Source organism: Paenibacillus sp. FSL H7-0940 (genome assembly GCF_037979415.1).
Classification (GTDB): Bacteria; Bacillota; Bacilli; order Paenibacillales; family Paenibacillaceae; genus Paenibacillus; species Paenibacillus amylolyticus.
In genome coordinates this window covers 1,544,185-1,562,879 of record NZ_CP150280.1, presented here as the reverse complement: position 1 = coordinate 1,562,879, position 18,695 = coordinate 1,544,185, and the positions used below count along the sequence as shown (strand labels likewise).

General features: G+C 44.6%; 19 protein-coding genes and 1 other annotated feature. Of the genes, 10 read left to right on the top strand and 9 right to left on the bottom strand.

What is annotated here, in order from left to right:
* The first annotated feature begins 341 nt into the window (after positions 1-341).
* The 4 genes from MHB71_RS06960 (at position 342) to MHB71_RS06945 (ending at position 2,537) form a co-directional block, all read left to right on the top strand.
* Positions 342-917 carry a carbonic anhydrase gene (locus MHB71_RS06960; RefSeq protein ID WP_036613541.1) on the top strand — a complete coding sequence of 192 codons (576 nt, stop codon included), beginning with the start codon at positions 342-344 and terminating at the stop codon, positions 915-917.
* 173 nt (positions 918-1,090) lie between these two features.
* A complete protein-coding gene (locus MHB71_RS06955; RefSeq protein ID WP_036613540.1) occupies positions 1,091-1,657 on the top strand; it encodes a PadR family transcriptional regulator in 567 nt (188 codons plus the stop codon).
* A 98-nt stretch (positions 1,658-1,755) separates the two neighbouring features.
* Complete coding sequence (locus MHB71_RS06950; protein ID WP_036613538.1) at positions 1,756-2,253, top strand: hypothetical protein; 498 nt, start codon at positions 1,756-1,758, stop codon at positions 2,251-2,253.
* 5 nt (positions 2,254-2,258) lie between these two features.
* Positions 2,259-2,537: a YxcD family protein gene (locus MHB71_RS06945; protein WP_017687903.1), complete on the top strand. Its 279-nt coding sequence runs from the start codon at positions 2,259-2,261 to the stop codon at positions 2,535-2,537.
* 154 nt (positions 2,538-2,691) lie between these two features.
* Here the strand turns inward: MHB71_RS06945 and tyrS are convergent, their stop codons facing one another.
* From tyrS to MHB71_RS06905, 8 genes are all read right to left on the bottom strand, one after another.
* Positions 2,692-3,954: a tyrosine--tRNA ligase gene (gene tyrS, locus MHB71_RS06940; RefSeq protein WP_076328510.1), complete on the bottom strand. Its 1,263-nt coding sequence runs from the start codon at positions 3,952-3,954 to the stop codon at positions 2,692-2,694.
* Between the two features lie 116 nt (positions 3,955-4,070).
* Positions 4,071-4,298 (bottom strand) — a binding site (T-box leader).
* Between the two features lie 98 nt (positions 4,299-4,396).
* Positions 4,397-4,846 carry a DUF4375 domain-containing protein gene (locus MHB71_RS06935; RefSeq protein ID WP_076317593.1) on the bottom strand — a complete coding sequence of 150 codons (450 nt, stop codon included), beginning with the start codon at positions 4,844-4,846 and terminating at the stop codon, positions 4,397-4,399.
* A 20-nt stretch (positions 4,847-4,866) separates the two neighbouring features.
* Positions 4,867-5,310 (bottom strand): Imm63 family immunity protein, encoded by a 444-nt coding sequence (locus MHB71_RS06930; protein WP_340029153.1) that lies wholly within the window; start codon positions 5,308-5,310, stop codon positions 4,867-4,869.
* A gap of 159 nt (positions 5,311-5,469) precedes the next feature.
* Entirely contained in the window at positions 5,470-6,939 is a 1,470-nt protein-coding gene (locus MHB71_RS06925) for a YdiU family protein (RefSeq protein WP_340029152.1), read from the bottom strand.
* A 315-nt stretch (positions 6,940-7,254) separates the two neighbouring features.
* Positions 7,255-8,571, bottom strand: coding sequence for a nucleobase:cation symporter-2 family protein (locus MHB71_RS06920; protein ID WP_340029151.1), 1,317 nt, complete (start codon positions 8,569-8,571; stop codon positions 7,255-7,257).
* A 323-nt stretch (positions 8,572-8,894) separates the two neighbouring features.
* Complete coding sequence (locus MHB71_RS06915) at positions 8,895-9,674, bottom strand: NRDE family protein (RefSeq protein ID WP_340029150.1); 780 nt, start codon at positions 9,672-9,674, stop codon at positions 8,895-8,897.
* 46 nt (positions 9,675-9,720) lie between these two features.
* Positions 9,721-10,020 carry a Dabb family protein gene (locus MHB71_RS06910; protein WP_340029149.1) on the bottom strand — a complete coding sequence of 100 codons (300 nt, stop codon included), beginning with the start codon at positions 10,018-10,020 and terminating at the stop codon, positions 9,721-9,723.
* A gap of 54 nt (positions 10,021-10,074) precedes the next feature.
* A complete protein-coding gene (locus MHB71_RS06905) occupies positions 10,075-10,656 on the bottom strand; it encodes a TetR/AcrR family transcriptional regulator (RefSeq protein WP_340029148.1) in 582 nt (193 codons plus the stop codon).
* Between the two features lie 223 nt (positions 10,657-10,879).
* Between MHB71_RS06905 and MHB71_RS06900 the strand changes: the two genes are divergently transcribed.
* The 3 genes from MHB71_RS06900 to MHB71_RS06890 all read left to right on the top strand — a co-directional run bounded on the left by MHB71_RS06900 (position 10,880) and on the right by MHB71_RS06890 (position 14,007).
* Entirely contained in the window at positions 10,880-11,995 is a 1,116-nt protein-coding gene (locus MHB71_RS06900; RefSeq protein ID WP_340029147.1) for an NADH:flavin oxidoreductase, read from the top strand.
* Positions 11,996-12,220: 225 nt separating this feature from the next.
* Entirely contained in the window at positions 12,221-13,072 is an 852-nt protein-coding gene (locus MHB71_RS06895) for an AraC family transcriptional regulator (RefSeq protein WP_340029146.1), read from the top strand.
* Positions 13,069-14,007, top strand: a complete 939-nt coding sequence (locus MHB71_RS06890; RefSeq protein ID WP_340029145.1) for a DMT family transporter — start codon at positions 13,069-13,071, stop codon at positions 14,005-14,007. Before MHB71_RS06895 ends, MHB71_RS06890 begins: the two co-directional genes overlap by 4 nt.
* Before the next feature lie 71 nt (positions 14,008-14,078).
* Here MHB71_RS06890 and MHB71_RS06885 read toward each other — a convergent pair whose 3' ends face one another.
* Positions 14,079-14,780 (bottom strand): pseudouridine synthase, encoded by a 702-nt coding sequence (locus tag MHB71_RS06885; protein WP_340017719.1) that lies wholly within the window; start codon positions 14,778-14,780, stop codon positions 14,079-14,081.
* A gap of 204 nt (positions 14,781-14,984) precedes the next feature.
* Between MHB71_RS06885 and MHB71_RS06880 the strand changes: the two genes are divergently transcribed.
* From MHB71_RS06880 to MHB71_RS06870, 3 genes are all read left to right on the top strand, one after another.
* On the top strand, positions 14,985-15,617 hold the full coding sequence (locus MHB71_RS06880) for a DUF1963 domain-containing protein (protein ID WP_340017720.1): 633 nt from the start codon (positions 14,985-14,987) through the stop codon (positions 15,615-15,617).
* A 343-nt stretch (positions 15,618-15,960) separates the two neighbouring features.
* Positions 15,961-17,169: an MFS transporter gene (locus MHB71_RS06875; protein ID WP_340029144.1), complete on the top strand. Its 1,209-nt coding sequence runs from the start codon at positions 15,961-15,963 to the stop codon at positions 17,167-17,169.
* A gap of 90 nt (positions 17,170-17,259) precedes the next feature.
* The gene (locus MHB71_RS06870) at positions 17,260-18,498 is read left to right on the top strand and encodes an aspartate aminotransferase family protein (RefSeq protein ID WP_340029143.1); all 1,239 of its coding nucleotides are present in this window, start codon (positions 17,260-17,262) and stop codon (positions 18,496-18,498) included.
* Positions 18,499-18,695 lie beyond the last annotated feature (197 nt).

The following is an 18,695-nucleotide window of genomic DNA, read 5'->3' as shown; positions in this document are numbered from 1 at the left end:
TTCACCTCTTCAAAAAAAATGTTATACCCTATTGATGATACTTTTTGCATTGCGTATAATCAACTTTTAACAGATGAAAATTGCATTGTTCTCCTAAAGATACGTGTTCAAAAAGTCTGGTTTTCATTACCGCGAAGATAGAAATGGCGTTCAACTTCGATGCTGATGATGCCCTCAGGCATGATTCGTAATCAAAAGTGGACTTTTTGAACAACCTCTAAAGGGTTGGAGTAATGCCATCTGCTGACCGTGAAATACTATTAAAGCAAAGGCGCGTAGGACAAGCTGCATCATATGCAAGTGGCCGTGCTCGTCGTATTGGATAACAGGAGGCAATGGACATGAACAACATTCAAGAGATTTTGACTTACAACAAATCATTTGTCGAGACTAAAGAATACGAAAAGTATACGGCTGGCAAGTTTCCAACCAAAAAGATGGTTATCATCACTTGTATGGATACACGTTTGGTGGAATTGCTGCCCAAGGCTATGAACTTGAAAAACGGCGATGTGAAAATCATTAAAAACGCAGGTGCAATTATCTCTCAGCCTTTCGGGAGTGTAATGCGTAGTGTACTTGTCGCCATCTATGAACTGGGTGCAGATGAAGTCCTGGTAGTGGGGCATACGGAATGTGGTATGGCTTCCCTTCACGCTGAGACCATGATTGGACATATGGTTGAGCGTGGCGTATCGGAAGAAGTCATGACTACTCTGGAGAACTCTGGCATCCGTTTGCAAAAATGGTTGCGCGGGTTTGACAGCGTCGAAGAAGGGGTAAAACATACTGTGGAAGTGATCAAGAAGCATCCTTTACTTCCTCCCAATGTACCCGTCCACGGCATGGTTATCGATTCTGCCACAGGTGAGCTTGATCTTGTCGCTGAGGGGTATGGACAACAGGCATCTCTCTAAATGGTTTGGAGTGCGGACCTTATGGTTCGCACTTTTTTTGTCTAAATTAAGGCAGTTGTTCTGTCAGGTTGTCAAACCATACAGTTTCAGTGTACACTTTTTATGAAAGCGGTCAAAGAAAGTAAAAACGATTGTTCTCTCTGACCTAGCCCTAATATTAAGGAGACATGTGCATGAACATACTTTCCTACGGATTACTCGGGCTGCTTACCCGCGAGGAGTCATCGGGCTATGATCTGATGCTGAAAATCCAGCCTCATTGGCAGGCGAAACACAGCCAGATCTATCCACTCCTGTCCAAGATGGAAAACGATGAGTTATTGGCCTCCCGCTGGGTACAACAGTCTGACAAACCGGACAAGAAAATGTACGCAGTTACGGAAAAAGGCATTGAAAAGCTCTTGGAATGGATGATTACTCCTGTTACCGCACCGGTTACACGCGATGAATTTAATTTGCGTATTTTGTGTGTTGGCATAGCGGAAGACGGAAGCATGAGACGCATTCTTAACGAGCGTAAAAGCTGGTTTATGGAACGCATACGTTATTTCGAGGATCTGAAGTCACGTATACCTCAGGATAATCTTCGTGTAGGCAACCGAGATTTTGGAAGCTACATCCTGGTACAAAAAGGGTTAATGCACGCACAAACAGGCCTGGAATGGTGTCATTGGGTTACCCAATTGCTTGATGGCCAAGCTGCAATTCAAGACCCAAGTCCAAGCGTTTCAGAAATTTAATAAAATTTGAAACGTTCCTGCAAGTTGACCGTATTACATGAGTAAGGCCCATTTTTGGGCGATTCAAACAAATTAATCGGGGGGTTACGATCTTTACAATGAAGAAAAAATTCGGAGTTAAACATCTAATGATGGTATTTATGGCCTTTACATTATTGTTCGCAACAGTGGGAGTAACGAATCCGGATTCTGCGGATGCAAGACGTGGTGGCGGATTCAAATCCGGTACGAAAAGTTATAGCAATACACCTAAGAAATCCGACAGCAATGTAAGCAAATCGAATACGAATAACAACTCCAGCAATGGAGCAGCTACAACGAACCGTGGCGGATTCTTCGGCGGTGGCGGCGGATTCATGAAAGGCATGATGCTTGGTGGTCTTGCTGGTATGATGTTTGGCGGATTGTTCGGTGGCATGGGCGCTCTGGGTAACATCCTTGGATTGCTCGTGAACGTTGCAGCAATTATGTTGATTGTTATGCTGGCTATGGCACTCTTCAGAGCCATCTCCAATCGTCGCAAACCTGCAGCGGATGGTCGTTATGACCGTCGCAATGATCGTGATGATGACCGTAACAGAAACGGACGGTACTAATCTCTATGGTTCTGAGCATGGATGAAATTGTGAATGCAATCTGTATTCATATGGCAGAACGTAAGGGTGTACGTCCAACCGATGTGAATGTAGAACTGAGTTGGGAAGAAGATACAGGTTATTCCGCTGAAGTTTGGATTCAAGGCCGTAGTCAATATCTGGTGGAGTCCAATATGATTGAAGCGATTCTTCGTTACCTGCACAGTGAATACAACATCCGGGCGTACCGTGAGAATGTACGACTTGATCTGGATGAAGAAATCACAGCGATCGTTAATCAATAAGATAGGTCACTCACTGGCCTGATATACGAAAGACCGCCTCCCCTCTGTCCTGACAGAGATGGAAGGCGGTCTTTTTGTTTCTGTATTTGTAGCTTTATTTGTGTGTCTATTATAGTCTCTATACGTCTCTGTGTTACGTTCTAATTCTTGGAAACTAGGATTGTAGTTTAACCAGGCTGTAGTTCTTCTTACCTTTACGGATAATGATGAATTTACTCCCAATGGCATGCTCTGCCGACACTGTGAATTCAAGGTCCGTGATTTTCTCACCGTTCATGGAGATAGCGCCTTTAGTGACATCCTCACGGGCCTGGCGTTTGGATGGCTCCAACCCCAGATCTACGAGCCAGTCGACGATATTTTTCGCTTCGCCGTCCGTTTCGAATGTTGGCATTTCCTTGAAACCCTGCTCGATTTCATCTGCTGTCAGGGAACGGATATCACCACTGAACAGCGCCGCTGTAATACGTTTAGCCTGTTCTAGCATTTCTTCGCCGTGAACGAATTTTGTCATTTCTTCCGCGAGTGCTTTCTGTGCTTCACGTCTGTGCGGCTCTGTCTCTACCTTTTCAGCCAAAGCTTCAATTTCTTCTTTGCTCAGGAAGGTAAAGTATTTCAAGTATTTGATCACATCACGGTCATCTGTATTCGCCCAGAACTGGTAGAACTCAAATGGTGTTGTTTTGTTCGGGTCAAGCCAGATTGCGCCGCCAGCTGTTTTACCGAATTTCGTACCGTCGGATTTGAGCATGAGCGGAATAGTCAGACCGTACGCCTTCGCTTCAGATCCTTCTTTTTTGCGAATCAGATCAAGACCACTCGTGATATTCCCCCATTGATCGGAACCGCCGATTTGAAGCTGTACATCTTCGTTCTGGAACAGGTGCAGGTAGTCGAGTGATTGAAGGATTTGGTAGGAAAACTCGGTGAACGAGATTCCGCCTTCCAGTCTGCTCGCAACTACATCCTTAGCCAGCATTGTGTTGAGGTTAAAGTTTTTGCCGTAGTCACGCAAGAATTCAATCACATTGATTTTGTGTGTCCAATCGTAGTTGTTCACCATGCGAACCTGATTATCACCGTCTGTTACAAACAACTTCTTCATCTGTGCTGTCAGTGCATCCACATTCTCCTGCACTTGCTCCATCGTCTGCAAAGAACGTTCTGCCTGCCGACCACTTGGATCACCAATCGTACCTGTAGCTCCACCAATCAAAATAACCGGACGGTGTCCTGCCAGTTGAAAACGTTTCAGCATCATGAATGGAATGAGATGTCCGATATGCATGCTATCCCCCGTAGGGTCAACGCCGCAGTACAGTGAGATTGATTTGGTTTCAGTCAACTCACGCAGTCCCTCTGCATCTGTCTGCTGGTTAATGGCGTCACGCCACTGTAGTTCATCAATAATATTCATGTGTATAACCCCTTTTCTATCCTCAAGATTCAGTGATGATCTACGTTAAATTACGAAATTACACGCTGGAACGGCTTTTTTGGACACAAAAAAATCGCCTCCTTGTCTTCATTAGACACAGGGACGATTATTATAACCGTGGTACCACCCAAATTGCATGGACAACACGTGAACTTAACACGTTATCCATACCACTTTTGGCAATATATCGTTTGCCCATCCGCTTGGCATTACCCAAGTACTCCAGAGTGTAATTCGCAGCCCTTGTATGTATCAGGTTCCATCAACCCCTGACTTTCTGTAACAGGGACAAAGCCGCTACTGCGCTCTATCAACGTGATTCATGTATTCAATTTATAGCAAGTATAGCCGAACGTTTCAGTCATTGCAAGACCAAGTATTAATCTTCGAACAGAACAACGGATGCATAGTTGAAACCAGATTATATAATCACCATGTTCAATTTTCCGTGATAATAACGATAGGCTTTCTCCGCGATCTGATCCTCATTGTTCCAAAACTTCTGATCCAGCGCATCTAACTGCTGCTCTTGTTCCTTTGTCAGGAATTTAGGAATATCCCACAGTTCAGTAAGCCTTTCATCCTCTTTCAGATGCTCAATGCAGCCGTATGCTGACGTTATAATCTCCACGACTTGAGTCGCACCAATGATATGTAATGCCCGCAACGCGTAACGGTATACCTCTTCCCCCCAGTTGCAGAAAAACTGTATAAAACCGCCATTAAAGACATCCGCCTCTAACAGCCATAAAGCAGCAATGTCCTGCTCGTTCGAAGTCAACGATGCCCAGCCCTGTTCAGATTCATTCTTTTTTTCGACAAATAACACAGCATAGTCATACCATACATCATTAATATCTTGCTCGCTCACGTAACACACCTCACTTTTCTTTATGCCATGCCCTCTAACTCCTGACGTTTACCCGTCTGATGCCAATGTAAATACGGATTACCGATCTGCTGGAAGGCTTCCAGAACACCCTTGTTCAGGTCTTTCATCACTTCATTTGTATAGTTCAAATGCATTTCTTTATTATCCACGCCATGTCTTTCCAACAACCCTACATGCGTCGCGGTGAAAATAATATCTTCCAGCAACCAATAGATGACTTCATCCGGCTGTTTCACCCGTTTCTCCAACGAGACGAGACCACGTTCGTAAATTCGAACGATATACGCATCTTCTCTACTCTCTACATAGGGCACCCCATCCCATTTAAAGGTCTCAAACAAGCGGTTAACATAGTTCTGCATCTGTTCCCTAGGGAAAGATGTACGCTCTAAAAGCTGTAAAAGGATGTCTGCCAATTGTTCTTTGCTTAACATGTTGGACATGAATGCACCTGCCTCTGCAAAAGTAAAACTCTACTTCTCTGATTATTGCATGATAATCTAAAAATTCAATAAAAACGTTGAATTCTAACGTTCATGACAGAATAAAAAAATGAAAAAGCTGCCCAAGGCAGCCTCTTCATATTTATTCCTACTGTTCAATCAGGTCCCACAAAAAGTCTGATACGAAGTATTACATTGTGCAGGTAGTTCGGCATATTCAGCCTGTTCAGGTGAGTGTGCAAACGGATCTGAAAGAACTGCCAAAAGCTTCTCCATCACGCTAAGATCTCCATGATTCTCTGCTCGCTCAAGCGCTTCTTCAACCCGATGATTGCGAGGAATGACAGCTGGATTGTTTGTTCGCATCAACTGCCCAGAGACTTCCTTCTCCCCTTGCTGTCTATCCAATCTTGCTTGCCAACGTTCATACCATTCAGCAAATTCTGTCGTGCCAAACAAAGCTGTGCCTTCCAATGTATCAAAGGTCAAAGCCAGGAACGTATTGGTGTAATCTGCACTACGCTTCTCCATAAGTTCAAGAAGATCCTTAATCAACGCTTCATCTTCGGCCTCTTCATCCAACAAGCCCAGTTTGGCACGCATTCCCTTGAGCCAATCATGATGGTACAATTCAGAAAATTGTGCGATAGCATCCTGAGCGAGTTGCACGGCCTGTTCTTCATCTTCATGCAACAACGGCAGAAGCGTCTCGGCAAAGCGAGCCAAATTCCACCCGGCAATATACGGTTGATTACCATAAGCATAGCGACCTTGTCTGTCAATGGAGCTGAATACGGTTGAAGGATTGTAAGCATCCATAAAGGCACACGGACCATAATCGATGGTCTCACCACTGATTGCCATGTTATCCGTGTTCATCACGCCATGAATGAAACCAACACGCTGCCATTGGGCAATGAGTGCCGCCTGCCGTTTAATAACTTCCTGAAGGAGCAAAAGATAACGATTCTCAGCTTGAGCAACCTCAGGGAAATGTCGATTCAACGTGTAATCAGCCAACGCCCGAAGATCTTCAATAGACCCCCATCTTGCTGCGTACTGAAAGGTTGCTACCCGGATATGACTGGAAGCCACACGCGTTAAAATGGCACCTGGCCGCTCTGTTTCGCGGATAATGTTTTCTCCTGTTGATACCACAGCCAGACTGCGTGTTGTTGGGATACCCAGTGCATACATCGCTTCACTAATAATATACTCTCGCAACATGGGCCCTACAGCAGCACGTCCATCTCCTCCACGAGAGTACGGTGTTCTCCCTGAACCTTTCAGCTGGATATCCACTCGCTCGCCCTGTGGCGTAATCTGTTCACCCAGCAGCAAAGCACGCCCATCTCCAAGCATGTTAAAATTGCCGAATTGATGCCCTGCGTAGGCTTGAGCTAAAGGCTCGGCCCCTTCCGGAATCAGGTTACCTGCAAAAATTTCCGCTCCTTCCTCACTGTCAAGAGACTCCACATCCAGACCCAAGCTGGATGCAAGCAGTCTATTGAAAATAATCAGCTTTGGTGATTCAACAGGCACTGCGCCCTGACTTGTAAAAAAGGGTTGCGGCAACTGCGCATAACTATTCTCCAAGTTCCAACCTTTGTTCAACGTTTCTTGTTGCATGGTGATCACAACTCCTTTTCTGCACCAGGGATATCCCTTGGTTATATTGTAGCCTTGTGAACCAATGCTCATTTATGTAGTCGCATGGAAATTCAATTCAAGAGGTTGTTGACTTAAACGAACATATTAAATGTTCTTGATGAAACTTTAGCATATTTGCATGTCTTTTGCATTCCTCATGAATCGTAAGCACCAAAAAATCCAAGAGGTTTCTTTGCCAAGTGGGGTCATTCCCTTTCACTCCACTTCCCAGAAAACCGTCTTGGATCTATTCCGCTTACTTACTACTAGATGACACGTCTGTTATTACAAGGATTACGTGTGTGCTTCTTGAGCCTGTACAGGCTGTACTGGCAAGCTCTCTTTTTTCAGAGCAAGGTTAAAGAAGACATTAAGCAGGATCGCTGACAGGCTTCCCGTAATGATACCATCGCTAACAATAATCCGAATACTTTGAGGAAGCTGGGCAAACAGATCGGGTACAGCAGTAACACCGAGCCCAAGTGAAACGGAGCAAGCCACGATCAATAGATTGGATTGTTTGCCAAAGTCGACGTTTTGCAGCATTTTGATCCCGGATGAGACGACCATTCCAAACAGGACAACAGTTGCTCCTCCGAGGACAGCACTTGGAATAATGGTTGCAAAAGTAGCTACCTTCGGAATAAGTCCGAGAAAGACCAGTATACCTCCGGCTGCAACAACAACATTGGTCGTTTTCACTTTGGAGAGCTGAACCAAACCGACATTCTGAGCAAATGTATTATATGGAAAAGCATTAAAGATGCCACCCAGAACAAACGCGAGACCTTCTGCGCGATATCCCCGTGCCAGATCTTTTTCGTTGATCGGTTGATCACAGATTTTGCTCAAAGCCATAAATACACCTGTTGATTCGATGATAACCACCGTACCTACAATAATCATTGTAATAATGGGGCCGATTTCAAAGGTAGGCCATCCAAAGTAAAAGGGTTGAGGTAAATGGAACCAGGAGGCTTCCTGTACAGAGGCAAAATTCACTTTTCCCATGATGGCTGCGATGAGGGTGCCCACGATAATACCAAGGAGAACAGCCAGGGATTTAACAAACCCGCGAGCATATCGATTCAGGATTAGAATGAACAGTAATACACCAAATGAAAGCGCCAAATTGTCCAAACTTCCGAAATTCTCACTGTTTGCTCCACCCGCCATGTTTTTAATTCCCGTTGGAATCAGCGCAAGACCGATGATGGTTACCACTGTACCGATCACAACTGGTGGAAACAATTTGACAATTTTGCTGAAAAATACGGCAAAGATGACGATAAATAACCCGGCTGCGATGATCGACCCATAAATGGCGGGAATTCCGTACTGCGATCCAATTGCAATCATCGGTGTCACCGCTACAAAAGAACTTCCGAGCACCGCTGGCAAACCAATACCCAAATACTTCCCTTTCCGAGCCTGAAGCCATGTTGCAACCCCACACGTTAACAGGTCAATGGATACCAGATATGCCAACTGCTCTGCAGTCAGATTTAGTGCTCTGCCCACAAGCAAAGGCACCAGAATTGCTCCCGCATACATCGCGAGTACGTGCTGAATCCCCAGTGAAAAAACTCTCATCTTTTTGGTTTCTTTCATCCCACGTTGCCCCCCTGAAATTAGAATCAACCAAACCGCTGCAAAATCATATTATGTTGATTCACATTATATAAACTATTCAGGGAAGTTCCATGATTCATAACATAGAATTGTGATAAGAGATAAAGAGCCCAACTAAAATTGGGCGCGTTATACAAAAGGTACTCTTAAACGGTTTATGTCGCGTTAAATTAGTTGACACAGAAAAACGAAAATACTCTTCACACTCAGAAGAAGAGAAACATGAACTTTGGATTTAACTTCAGTGATTCATGTAAATTCATGTTAATGCATAATGTTAGAACATCATTTCTTTCATATTCTCAGCTTGTCGAGTTAAGAGGCTTGATGTTAAAACGTTGCTCCATTACCTCTCCGTTCTGGTGAACCCTCTCCGTAAAAAACACTTCTTCTCTGTTCATCAGAACAACGGATGAAGCTCTGGTCCCATAGTCGAATTTCTCACTTCTAACAAAGATGGGAGAAAGCAAACGTTCCCACTCCAATGGAACACCTGTATGGGGCAAAAGCTCATCCACTGAAGGGTCTGCCATTTGCAGCAAACCTAATATTTGTTCTGTCAGGGTAGCTTCGTCCTCACCAAGGATGATTTTCTCCAGCCCTTCTTTCCCACGTTTCACCTTGGGCCAATCTGTATTAATCAAGTGATTACTAATCCCGTATATTCCCGGTTTCAACTTCATCACAACATTACCCACATTAGAATAATAATAGAGGTCGTCAGGATCACCTACTAACAAATTGTAGCCAGGATAATCATTGCGACTTTGCTCCGCATGTTGCATATATTGCTCAGGTGTGGACGTCCCCTTTAAAAAATCAGCAACCAGATCTCCTCTTGAGCCCTTGGCATGTACCTCTTCATTTGGATCCCGATAATTCGTGATAGCAGCCAGACGCCCCTCTGTGGTTACGCCCATCCAGGTTCCCATTTTCGACAAATCCCGCCCAGCCAATATATGAGGATGATCTTCCCAATAGTGTGCTTGAGCCGTAGGTCTGTGATAGAATTCATCCCTATTTGATCCCAATATAAGCGGATACTTTGGATGCATGTTGTAAGCAAATAAAATTAAACACATGGGAATCTTCAACTCCTATATTGGTTAAACCTCTGATTTCGCGCCTTTAAATAGCATAGTCAACTACAATTACATCTTCCACCCAACCATCGAGGGAAGCTACAAATGCCTGATGAGCAGGATGTGGACCATAGGCGCGCAATGCCTCCTGATCTTCAAACGTCACTCTCAATCCAATCGTGTAACCTTGGATACGATCCGTTTCTTCCGTTGCATTGATCCCTGCGGTCAGCCCGACAATCCCCGGTATTTGTTCCTGTAACGCGAGCAATTGATCCACCCATTCCTGCTGTTTAGCTAGTGTGGTTTTATCGCTAAATTTAAAAACAACCAAATGTTCAAACATCTTGTTTTTCCTCCTATGTCCATTCGAATAGTAATGCAATTCCGTTAAATAAAGTTAATTCAACAATTCCAATCCACCCATCATATAAGGGACCACTCTGTTGGCTAATTCAGCCGGAGATTCCTGCCCGCCTTCAATATTCCATCGATATGTCATGCCATAGATCGACCAACTTAGCGTGGTTGCCGTAATTTTCAGCGTTTTGGGATCTACATCACCCGCTACTTTGCTCAATAATTCAAGAAGGAATTGCTCCAGTTGAGTCTTGATGTTCTCTTCAATAATTGGTGCAACTGTCTCATATTTTTTGATGCAACCATTACTTGAGACGTGATAATCACATAATGAAAATATAAGTTGCTGTATGGTTTCGGCTGATAACCGGGCATCCGGGTCCACTCTTTTCGTCACATATTCCATAAAAGCATCCGCTAAAAAGGCTTCAAGCAGTGCATATTTATCCTGAAAATGGGCGTAGAATGTAGCCCTGTTAATTGTGGCTTGTTCTGTAATGTTTTGAATCGTAATACTGTTGAAATTTTTAATATTCAATTGGTTTATAAACGCATCAAGAATTAATTGACGCGTGCGGATTACACGCGGATCATTCGAGTTTGGAGACAATACACCAGACATGTCCCAATCCTCCTTTGTACACAAAATATTTGGTTAGACTCCTTCATTATAGATAAGTGTTAATTGTTCAACAAGTGAAAGTAAGTGCAAAGACACCATACAATAATCCGTGTCTTTCGCTTAAGCAACAAAATGCTTCGATTGTTGGTTGAGCATGCCTATACACCTTGTTAAGATTGCACTTGTACCCGCTTGAAGGTGCATAATAATGGAGGTGCTTAGTTTGAGTAATCAACAACATAACGTTATTTCTACGGAGCTTCTGTTCCAACCATACACTGTTCAAAAGTTAACCCTATCCTCGCGCATCGTCATGTCCCCCATGGCTCGTGCCTTCTCCCCGGATGGTGTGCCAGGTCCCGATGTAGCTGCATATTATCGCCGTCGTGCCGAGCATGGTGTTGGACTCATTATTACAGAGGGTGCAACTATTGAGCATCCGTCCGCATCAAGTGAGCCTAGGCTCCCTCATATGTATGGAGAAGCAGCTCTTCACGGCTGGGCTGAAGTAGTCAAACAAGTCCATGAAGCTGGCGGCAAGATTTTCCCGCAAATTCTGCACTTGGGTATTACCCGCCCTTCTGGATCTCAACCTCACCCAGAAGCTGAATCTCTTAGTCCATCGGGAGTTGATATGGAAGGTACTCAAGTAGGTGCGCCCATGACGGAGGCAGAGATCGCAACTGTGATTCAAGCTTATGCAGATGCAGCAGCCAATGCACAAAGCATTGGTTTTGACGGAATTGAGCTTCACGGTGCACACGGTTTTCTGATCGATCAATTTTTCTGGAAAACAACGAATAGGAGAACAGACCGCTATGGCGGTGACCTACAGAAACGAACTCAATTCGCGGTTGAAGTTGTAATGGCAGTTCGTGCTGCGGTAGGTCCTGATTTCCCTATCGCGATGCGGATTTCCCAATGGAAGATGAATGATTATCAAGCCAGACTGTTCGACACCCCCGAACAACTGGAACAATTCCTTCATTTGCTGGTTGACGCAGGTGTAGATATCTTCCACTGCTCGACACGACGCTTCTGGGAGCCCGAGTTTGAAGGATCTGAGCTTGGATTTGCAGGCTGGGTGCGAAAGCTAAGTGGTCAAACCACCATTACCGTCGGTTCTGTGGGTATGCCAGATGAGCCTGAAGCAGGAGCAGATAAAGCAACACATCCAGGTATGAGCGAGCTTATGAAGCGTTTCGATCAACAGGAATTTGATCTGGTGGCTGTGGGACGTGCGCTTCTTGGTGACCCGGCATGGGCAGTTAAAATACAGGAAGGCCGCGTATCTGAAATTCACCCTTTTACACCTGAAATACTCGCTACGTTACACTAAGAACAATTACTTATTGTTCCAGAGATTTTTTCTCCACTATATATAGGTTTGAACTCATGAATCAACTATACTTAGCAAAGGGCTCGCTTTCCCTCCGGGATTGCGGGTATTTTGTTTTTAGAGATATCTGTCCGACCAAACACTTCGAGCAATAGCAATATCGTTCAAGAAAATTCCTTCTTTGCAACCTATAATGACGTTAACATACCAGAAAGAAGGTGCATCATGACTCGGGAAGTCCGGACTGTCGTATTTGATACCGATCTACAGCTAGAAGCTTATCAATTTGAAGGCATTATGCAGAAGTTTCCCAATCATTTTCATGACTATTACGTCATTGGATTCATTGAACAAGGCAAGCGACACCTCGTCTGCAACAACGAAGAATACATGCTGAATAGCGGAGATATGATTGTCTTTAATCCACATGATCCTCATGCCTGCGAACAGGTCGATGGCAGAACCCTCGATTATCGCTGTATCAATGTCCAGCCTGAGGTTATGCGAGAGTATGTGAGAGAGATTACTGGACAAGCTTACTTGCCACGGTTCACATCCCCCGTTCTCTATCAAAGTGAACTTGTGGGTTCCCTGCACGAGCTACATCAGATGATTCTGGAAGAGCAATCCGATTTCTGCAAAGAAGAATTGTTACTCTTACTACTGGATCAATTGCTGCGAGATTATTCGGATGCTGAACCACCTGTTTCCACACAGGATGTGACCACAGAGATCAGACGCATATGTGATTACATAGAAGCTCATTACATGGAGAGCATCTCACTGAACGAGTTAGCCGATTTGACGGAGATGAGCAAGTACCACCTGCTGCGTTTATTCACGCGCCAGAAAGGGATATCACCTTACCGTTACCTGGAAACGATTCGCATTAATCAAGCCAAACGTCTGCTGGAACAAGGTCTGCTTCCGATTGAAGTAGCCGCACAAACAGGATTCAGTGACCAGAGCCATTTTACGAATTTTTTCAAAAAACTGATTGGCCTGACACCCAAGCAATATAGACGTATTTTCAATCATGATTCGGAGTTGAAACGAACCACCACTAACATCATATGACAAGTCATCTTGGTCATCAAAACACTAAAGCCTCTACCGGACATTTACTCGCTTTGTTTACTATACTGATCTGGGGAACTACCTTTGTCTCGACGAAGGTTCTGTTGATTGACTTTACTCCAGTGGAAATTTTATTTTTCCGTTTCCTGATCGGGTATTTGGTACTGTTATTGATCTATCCACGTTCACTGCGGATCGCCTCATTCAGAGAAGAATGGTTATTTATTGGAGCAGGACTATGTGGGGTGACGTTATATTTTCTTATTGAAAATATTGCTCTGGTGTACACAACAGCTTCCAACGTGGGTGTTATTGTCTCCATTGCCCCGTTCTTCACTGCCGTGCTCGCACATTTCTTCCTGGATGGTGAGAAGTTAACGCGCCGCTTTATCATCGGATTCGGGATTGCCTTGAGCGGCATCCTACTTATCGCACTGAACGGCAGTTTCATTCTGCAACTGAATCCGATAGGTGATCTGCTTGCTTTCATAGCACCTGCGGTATGGGCGATCTACTCTGTGTTAATGCGGAAAATTGGCCAGCTTCGTTATCACACCATTGGCGCGACTCGCAAGGTATTCTTCTATGGCCTGATCTTCATGCTGCCAGCTCTATTCGTGTTTGAATTCCACTTGGAACTCGGACGCTTCACAAACATGACCAATCTCTCCAATATTCTCTACCTCGGTCTGGGTGCCTCCGCGTTGTGTTTCGTGACCTGGAACCGGGCCGTGAATCTTCTCGGAGCTATCCAAACGAGCGTATATATCTATCTGGTGCCTGTCATTACTGTTGTGTCATCTGCACTGATTCTTCAAGAGCAGATAACCTGGGTGATTGTACTCGGTGCGTTCTTAACCCTATTTGGCTCTTACATTTCAGAACAAAAAGGACACAAGCTTAACAACAAAAACACTAATCCACATAGGGGTTAGTGTTTGCTTCATTTTTTACTGATATAACTGGACATCATGGTTGACCACCGTTGACATGCAGCAGAAGTCATTCATTTTATCTCATTCAATTGAGACAGCAGAATCTCCAGTTCCTCTTGCTCCAGATGACGCCATTGCCCCCGCTCCAGTTGATCCAGCGTAATATTCATAATTCGCACGCGCTCCAGCTTCAGGACTCGGTACCCCAAGGCTTTGCACATTCTGCGGATCTGCAGGTTGAGACCCTGTGTCAGAATAATACGAAATACATTGTCACTTTGCCTATACACTTCGCAGGGCTTGGTCACCACGTCCAGAATTTCAACGCCATCAGACATGGACTTTACGAATTCGTCAGTTATGGGTTTGTCTACAGTCACTACATATTCTTTATCATGATTATGCTCCGAACGCATCATCTTGTTCACAATGCCTCCGTCATTCGTAAGCAAAATCAACCCCTCAGATGCCTTATCCAGCCTGCCTATCGCAAATATGCGAGAAGGATAATTCATATATTGAATGATGTTCCCCTCCACATGTTCTGCTGCTGTGCAGACAATACCAATGGGTTTATTCAGAGCAATGTAGACAGGTTCGCTGTCATTACGAGGAATCTTCTTCCCATCAATAAGTACCACATCGTGAGGTTCAACTTCCGCCCCTTTTTCACATACCCTCCCATTGATCGTTATTCGTCCAGCCGCAATTAAACGGTTCGTTTCCCTGCGGGAGCAGAATCCCGTTTCACTTATGTATTTGTTAATTAACATGTGTCACCACTTCTCATCTATAGTATTGCCACTGGTGCTTAGAGTGCTGGTATGTTCATTCGCATCGTGCAATGAGTTAGTACCTTGTACTGATTTTCATTCCACATCATCTCATTTATACTGAAACGAAGCAATAAATTGTTATATAAAAACACATACAACGCTATATATGAATGCCAAAATACACTCTGAAAGGAGCCTCTCATGTACAAAGTTACTCGATTTACAGTTGACCCCAATGATCCAAACCAAGACTCTGGCATGTGGATTGGTGGAGAAACTGCATACGTTTCCGACTGGCCGCTCAACCCTGAGGGTCAGCCTTTATTACATCTGTTCTCCATCAATTGCAATACACTTTCACAGCAGGTCCATATCCCTTCCTTACCAAAAGATAAATATATCTCGGTCTTCTCGACCTACTCCGCCTCCGAATACTTTCTGGATCTGGTAACCTATACGGGAGATGAGCTGGAATGGAACGAGAATATTCTTGCCGGGTGCACTTATGTCACAGTATCTTCGCATCCACTCACTTCCGTATGTCCCGTTCCACCCATTCCGCTAAGTGGCGTACGTTTGATTGAGATGGAATTAGACGATCAGGAGTTCCCTGCATTTTCATTTTTCTCTCCCACTTTACCAAACGGTGTGAAAGGAATTGACCATTTGCTAGAGGAACATCAACTGGTGTGTCAAATATATTCCGGAGATTTTCCTGAGCCTTATCGGGATATATTGGGTCTTCCCGATGCAAACGGTTATTTATTTTTGCGAAGTGGTCCCGCGTCTGCGCACGCACCATTCGATGGGATTTTCTTTGTGCAAACTGCTTAATGGCGATACGTTGAGGTCAGGTATCATCATATAAAACGGTTAATCAGAACGTTTCCCGTCTACTCAGACAGGGAACGTTTTTTTATATATGCACGTTTTACTATTCTCGATCAATATAGATGCCAAACCTTGTTAAAAGGTCATATGGATTGGCTCATATTTATCCTTTCGACACGAAATCGTTTTAGAAAAAATTTAGTACGATAAATATTTCTCTTCATCAAAATTTAACATTATTTTACAACAAAAAGCATGTACATTTGGACAATTATGGTATACGTTATATATGAAATAAACATAAATTACATAATATAAAATTTATATCCAACTAGGAGGCGGGCTTTTGAAAAGAATATTCGCTCTAAGCTGCGGTTTTTATCTGTTAATCGGCATAACCAGCGTTGTGCTCGGTGCACTTCTTCCTGTTTTATTGTCACATTATGAGCGCAGTTACAGTGATGGCGGATTTTTGTTATTTCTGCAGTTTCTTGGATTTCTTGTCGGTGTAATCGCAGCTCCTGCCCTGACAGCCCGTATCGGAAGAAAAGCGATGCTGACCCTTGCCCTGATCTGTATTGTAGCCGCCTATATATTACTCGGTTTTCTGCCATCCTGGTCTGTAGTTCTTCTTCTCACGATTATCGTAGGTTTCGGTTCAGGTATCATCGAACCCTCTGTAGGTGCATTCACGATCGAATTCACTGAGAATCAAAAGGCGGTCGCCATGTCCAAGCTGGATGTCTTCTTTGCTCTTGGAGCACTTCTCATCCCGGCTGTCGCTGCTTTATTCATCTGGATGGATCTGTGGCATCTTACGTTTTATACGGTGGCCGTGTTGTCACTGATTCTCATGTTGCTGTGGATCACTATGCCGCGGCCAGCCGCACTGTATCTGGAACAGGCTGGCGAGAATACAGTGGCACATGCAGCAGGTAAAGCCCAATATTCGAGAAAACATCTGGGTCTGCTGACGATCTTCGTCATCTTCTTTTTCATCTACATGGGATTGGAATTGGGATTGATGAACTTCCTGCCTTCCATTCTCGTAGAACGATTGCAGCTTCAGGAATCCGTCGCATCGCTGAGTGTCTCCATCCTATGGATTGCGATGATCATCGGTCGTCTTTTCTCCGGGAAAATAGCGGAAGCCGTCAACTATATGCCTTTCCTGATCTGGAGTACAGTCGGTACGTTTTTGTTCACATCCGCTATGGTATTTGTAACTGGACAGTGGGCAACGTATGTGCTGATCTTCGGAACCGGTCTGTTCATGTCAGGGCTGTTCTGTATCGCACTAGTCTACGCAAATGTTCTGATTCCCGGTATGACCGAGCGGACAACCAGTATCCTGATCGCATCGGGTGGTATTGGAGGTGCCATCTTGCAGTATGTGACTGGATGGAGTATGAGTACAGGGCCTGTCGTGAATACGATCTGGATTTTGGCCGGATTCTGTCTGATCCTGCTGCTCACATTGATGGTCTCTCATCTATGGACTGTAAAAAATAATGCAGTACGTGCTGCTCTCGCACAACATAGCAAGGAAATGTAAACATCGTTTCTTAAGGGAGGTGATGCCCGCATCATCCGGGATTGTTGAGCTTCGTTCGAGCTAGTACACCATTATATTGGAGGAAATCGTATGCAAACTTTAACCAACAACCGCTTCATAGCCGGAAAAGGGATTAAGTTGATTGACGATTCAGGTGTTGAATACCTGGATGGCGTGTCGGGAACATTCAATCTGTCACTGGGCTATAATCACCCACATGTAGTCAGCAAAATTCAGGAACAAGTCGGCAATCTGACGCATATGTCTTCCTCCTTCACCGAACCGTACGTAAATGAAGTACTTGATCACTTAATCGAATATGCTCCAAACGACATTAATGCCGGATGGATGCGGGATATCACTGGTTCAACTGCCAACGAATGTGCAACCAAAATTGCACAGAAGTATACCGAATCGACAGACATCATCAGCCTGTATCTATCCCATCATGGGCAGACCCAATTTGCCACCGGAATTTCAGGAAATGCCTTCCGGCGGAAACGCTTCCCCAATTCGGCTGTGGCTAACGCTGTCCATGTACCTGCCCCATACTGTTATCGTTGCCCCTTCAAATCCTCAAACGGAGACTGCGGCTATCAATGCGTTGAAGCTATATCAGATGCGATAGAATATGCAAGTTCCGGCTCAGTCGCCTGTATGATTATCGAACCCATTCTCGGGAATGGCGGCAATATTATTCCTCCTGCCGGATATTTCAAACGTCTGCGTAAACTGTGTGATGAATACAATATTATTCTTATTGCCGACGAAGTGCAGACAGGCATCGGTCGTACCGGAACCATGTTCGCCAGCGAACTGTTTGATATCCAGCCTGATATGATTACCCTTGCGAAAGGTCTTGGCGGAATCGGCGTACCTGTTGCTGCGGTATTAATGCAATCCCGGCTGGATGTGCTCGAAAAGCACGAACACTCCTTCACCTCAGGAAGTAATCTGATCTCCGTAACCGCTGCCAAATCCACCTTGGAAGTGGTATCCGAACCCGGGTTTCTGGATGCGGTGAAACGCAAAGGTGAAATTTTGGGTGAATTGCTACAAGAATTGGCAATGAAGTACCCAAGTATCGGTGAAGCTCGTGGTGTCGGGTTAATGTGGGGTTTGGAGATTGTAGGTGACGGTAATGAACCGGATACGCTCAAAACCAATGCCATTGTTGACCGCGCTTTTACAGATGAGCATCTGATCTTGAGAAGTTCAAGATATGGCTTCGGCAACGTTGTTAAGGTCCGGCCTTCCCTTACCACAACCGAAGACGAACTGGTTGAGATTGTAGAGCGGCTGGATTCAGTGCTCGCCAGCGTTAATTAAAACATTTCAATGCAACTGTTCGAAGTGGTCGTTTCGGTTACGAATCGTTCTTATGATCGCTGTTATCCACGGATTTTCTTGATTTCCCTTTCCCAAGGGAAAAATCCATTGATAGCATATGCTTCCGAAGCAGCTTTCTTTCAGAAAGCTTTGAGGCGAACACTTCGCTTCTCCAGAATCGATTTCGTCCCCTTCAC

Excerpts from the sequence above, each read along its gene's own strand:
- MHB71_RS06885 (WP_340017719.1), bottom strand. The coding sequence starts at position 14,780 with ATGTTAATTAACAAATACATAAGTGAAACGGGATTCTGCTCCCGCAGG.
- MHB71_RS06915 (WP_340029150.1), bottom strand. The coding sequence starts at position 9,674 with ATGTGTTTAATTTTATTTGCTTACAACATGCATCCAAAGTATCCGCTT.
- MHB71_RS06895 (WP_340029146.1), top strand. The coding sequence starts at position 12,221 with ATGACTCGGGAAGTCCGGACTGTCGTATTTGATACCGATCTACAGCTA.
- MHB71_RS06945 (WP_017687903.1), top strand. The coding sequence starts at position 2,259 with ATGGTTCTGAGCATGGATGAAATTGTGAATGCAATCTGTATTCATATG.
- MHB71_RS06890 (WP_340029145.1), top strand. The coding sequence starts at position 13,069 with ATGACAAGTCATCTTGGTCATCAAAACACTAAAGCCTCTACCGGACAT.
- MHB71_RS06870 (WP_340029143.1), top strand. The coding sequence starts at position 17,260 with ATGCAAACTTTAACCAACAACCGCTTCATAGCCGGAAAAGGGATTAAG.
- MHB71_RS06880 (WP_340017720.1), top strand. The coding sequence starts at position 14,985 with ATGTACAAAGTTACTCGATTTACAGTTGACCCCAATGATCCAAACCAA.
- MHB71_RS06930 (WP_340029153.1), bottom strand. The coding sequence starts at position 5,310 with ATGTCCAACATGTTAAGCAAAGAACAATTGGCAGACATCCTTTTACAG.
- tyrS (WP_076328510.1), bottom strand. The coding sequence starts at position 3,954 with ATGAATATTATTGATGAACTACAGTGGCGTGACGCCATTAACCAGCAG.
- MHB71_RS06920 (WP_340029151.1), bottom strand. The coding sequence starts at position 8,571 with ATGAAAGAAACCAAAAAGATGAGAGTTTTTTCACTGGGGATTCAGCAC.
- MHB71_RS06910 (WP_340029149.1), bottom strand. The coding sequence starts at position 10,020 with ATGTTTGAACATTTGGTTGTTTTTAAATTTAGCGATAAAACCACACTA.
- MHB71_RS06925 (WP_340029152.1), bottom strand. The coding sequence starts at position 6,939 with ATGCAACAAGAAACGTTGAACAAAGGTTGGAACTTGGAGAATAGTTAT.
- MHB71_RS06905 (WP_340029148.1), bottom strand. The coding sequence starts at position 10,656 with ATGTCTGGTGTATTGTCTCCAAACTCGAATGATCCGCGTGTAATCCGC.
- MHB71_RS06950 (WP_036613538.1), top strand. The coding sequence starts at position 1,756 with ATGAAGAAAAAATTCGGAGTTAAACATCTAATGATGGTATTTATGGCC.
- MHB71_RS06955 (WP_036613540.1), top strand. The coding sequence starts at position 1,091 with ATGAACATACTTTCCTACGGATTACTCGGGCTGCTTACCCGCGAGGAG.
- MHB71_RS06960 (WP_036613541.1), top strand. The coding sequence starts at position 342 with ATGAACAACATTCAAGAGATTTTGACTTACAACAAATCATTTGTCGAG.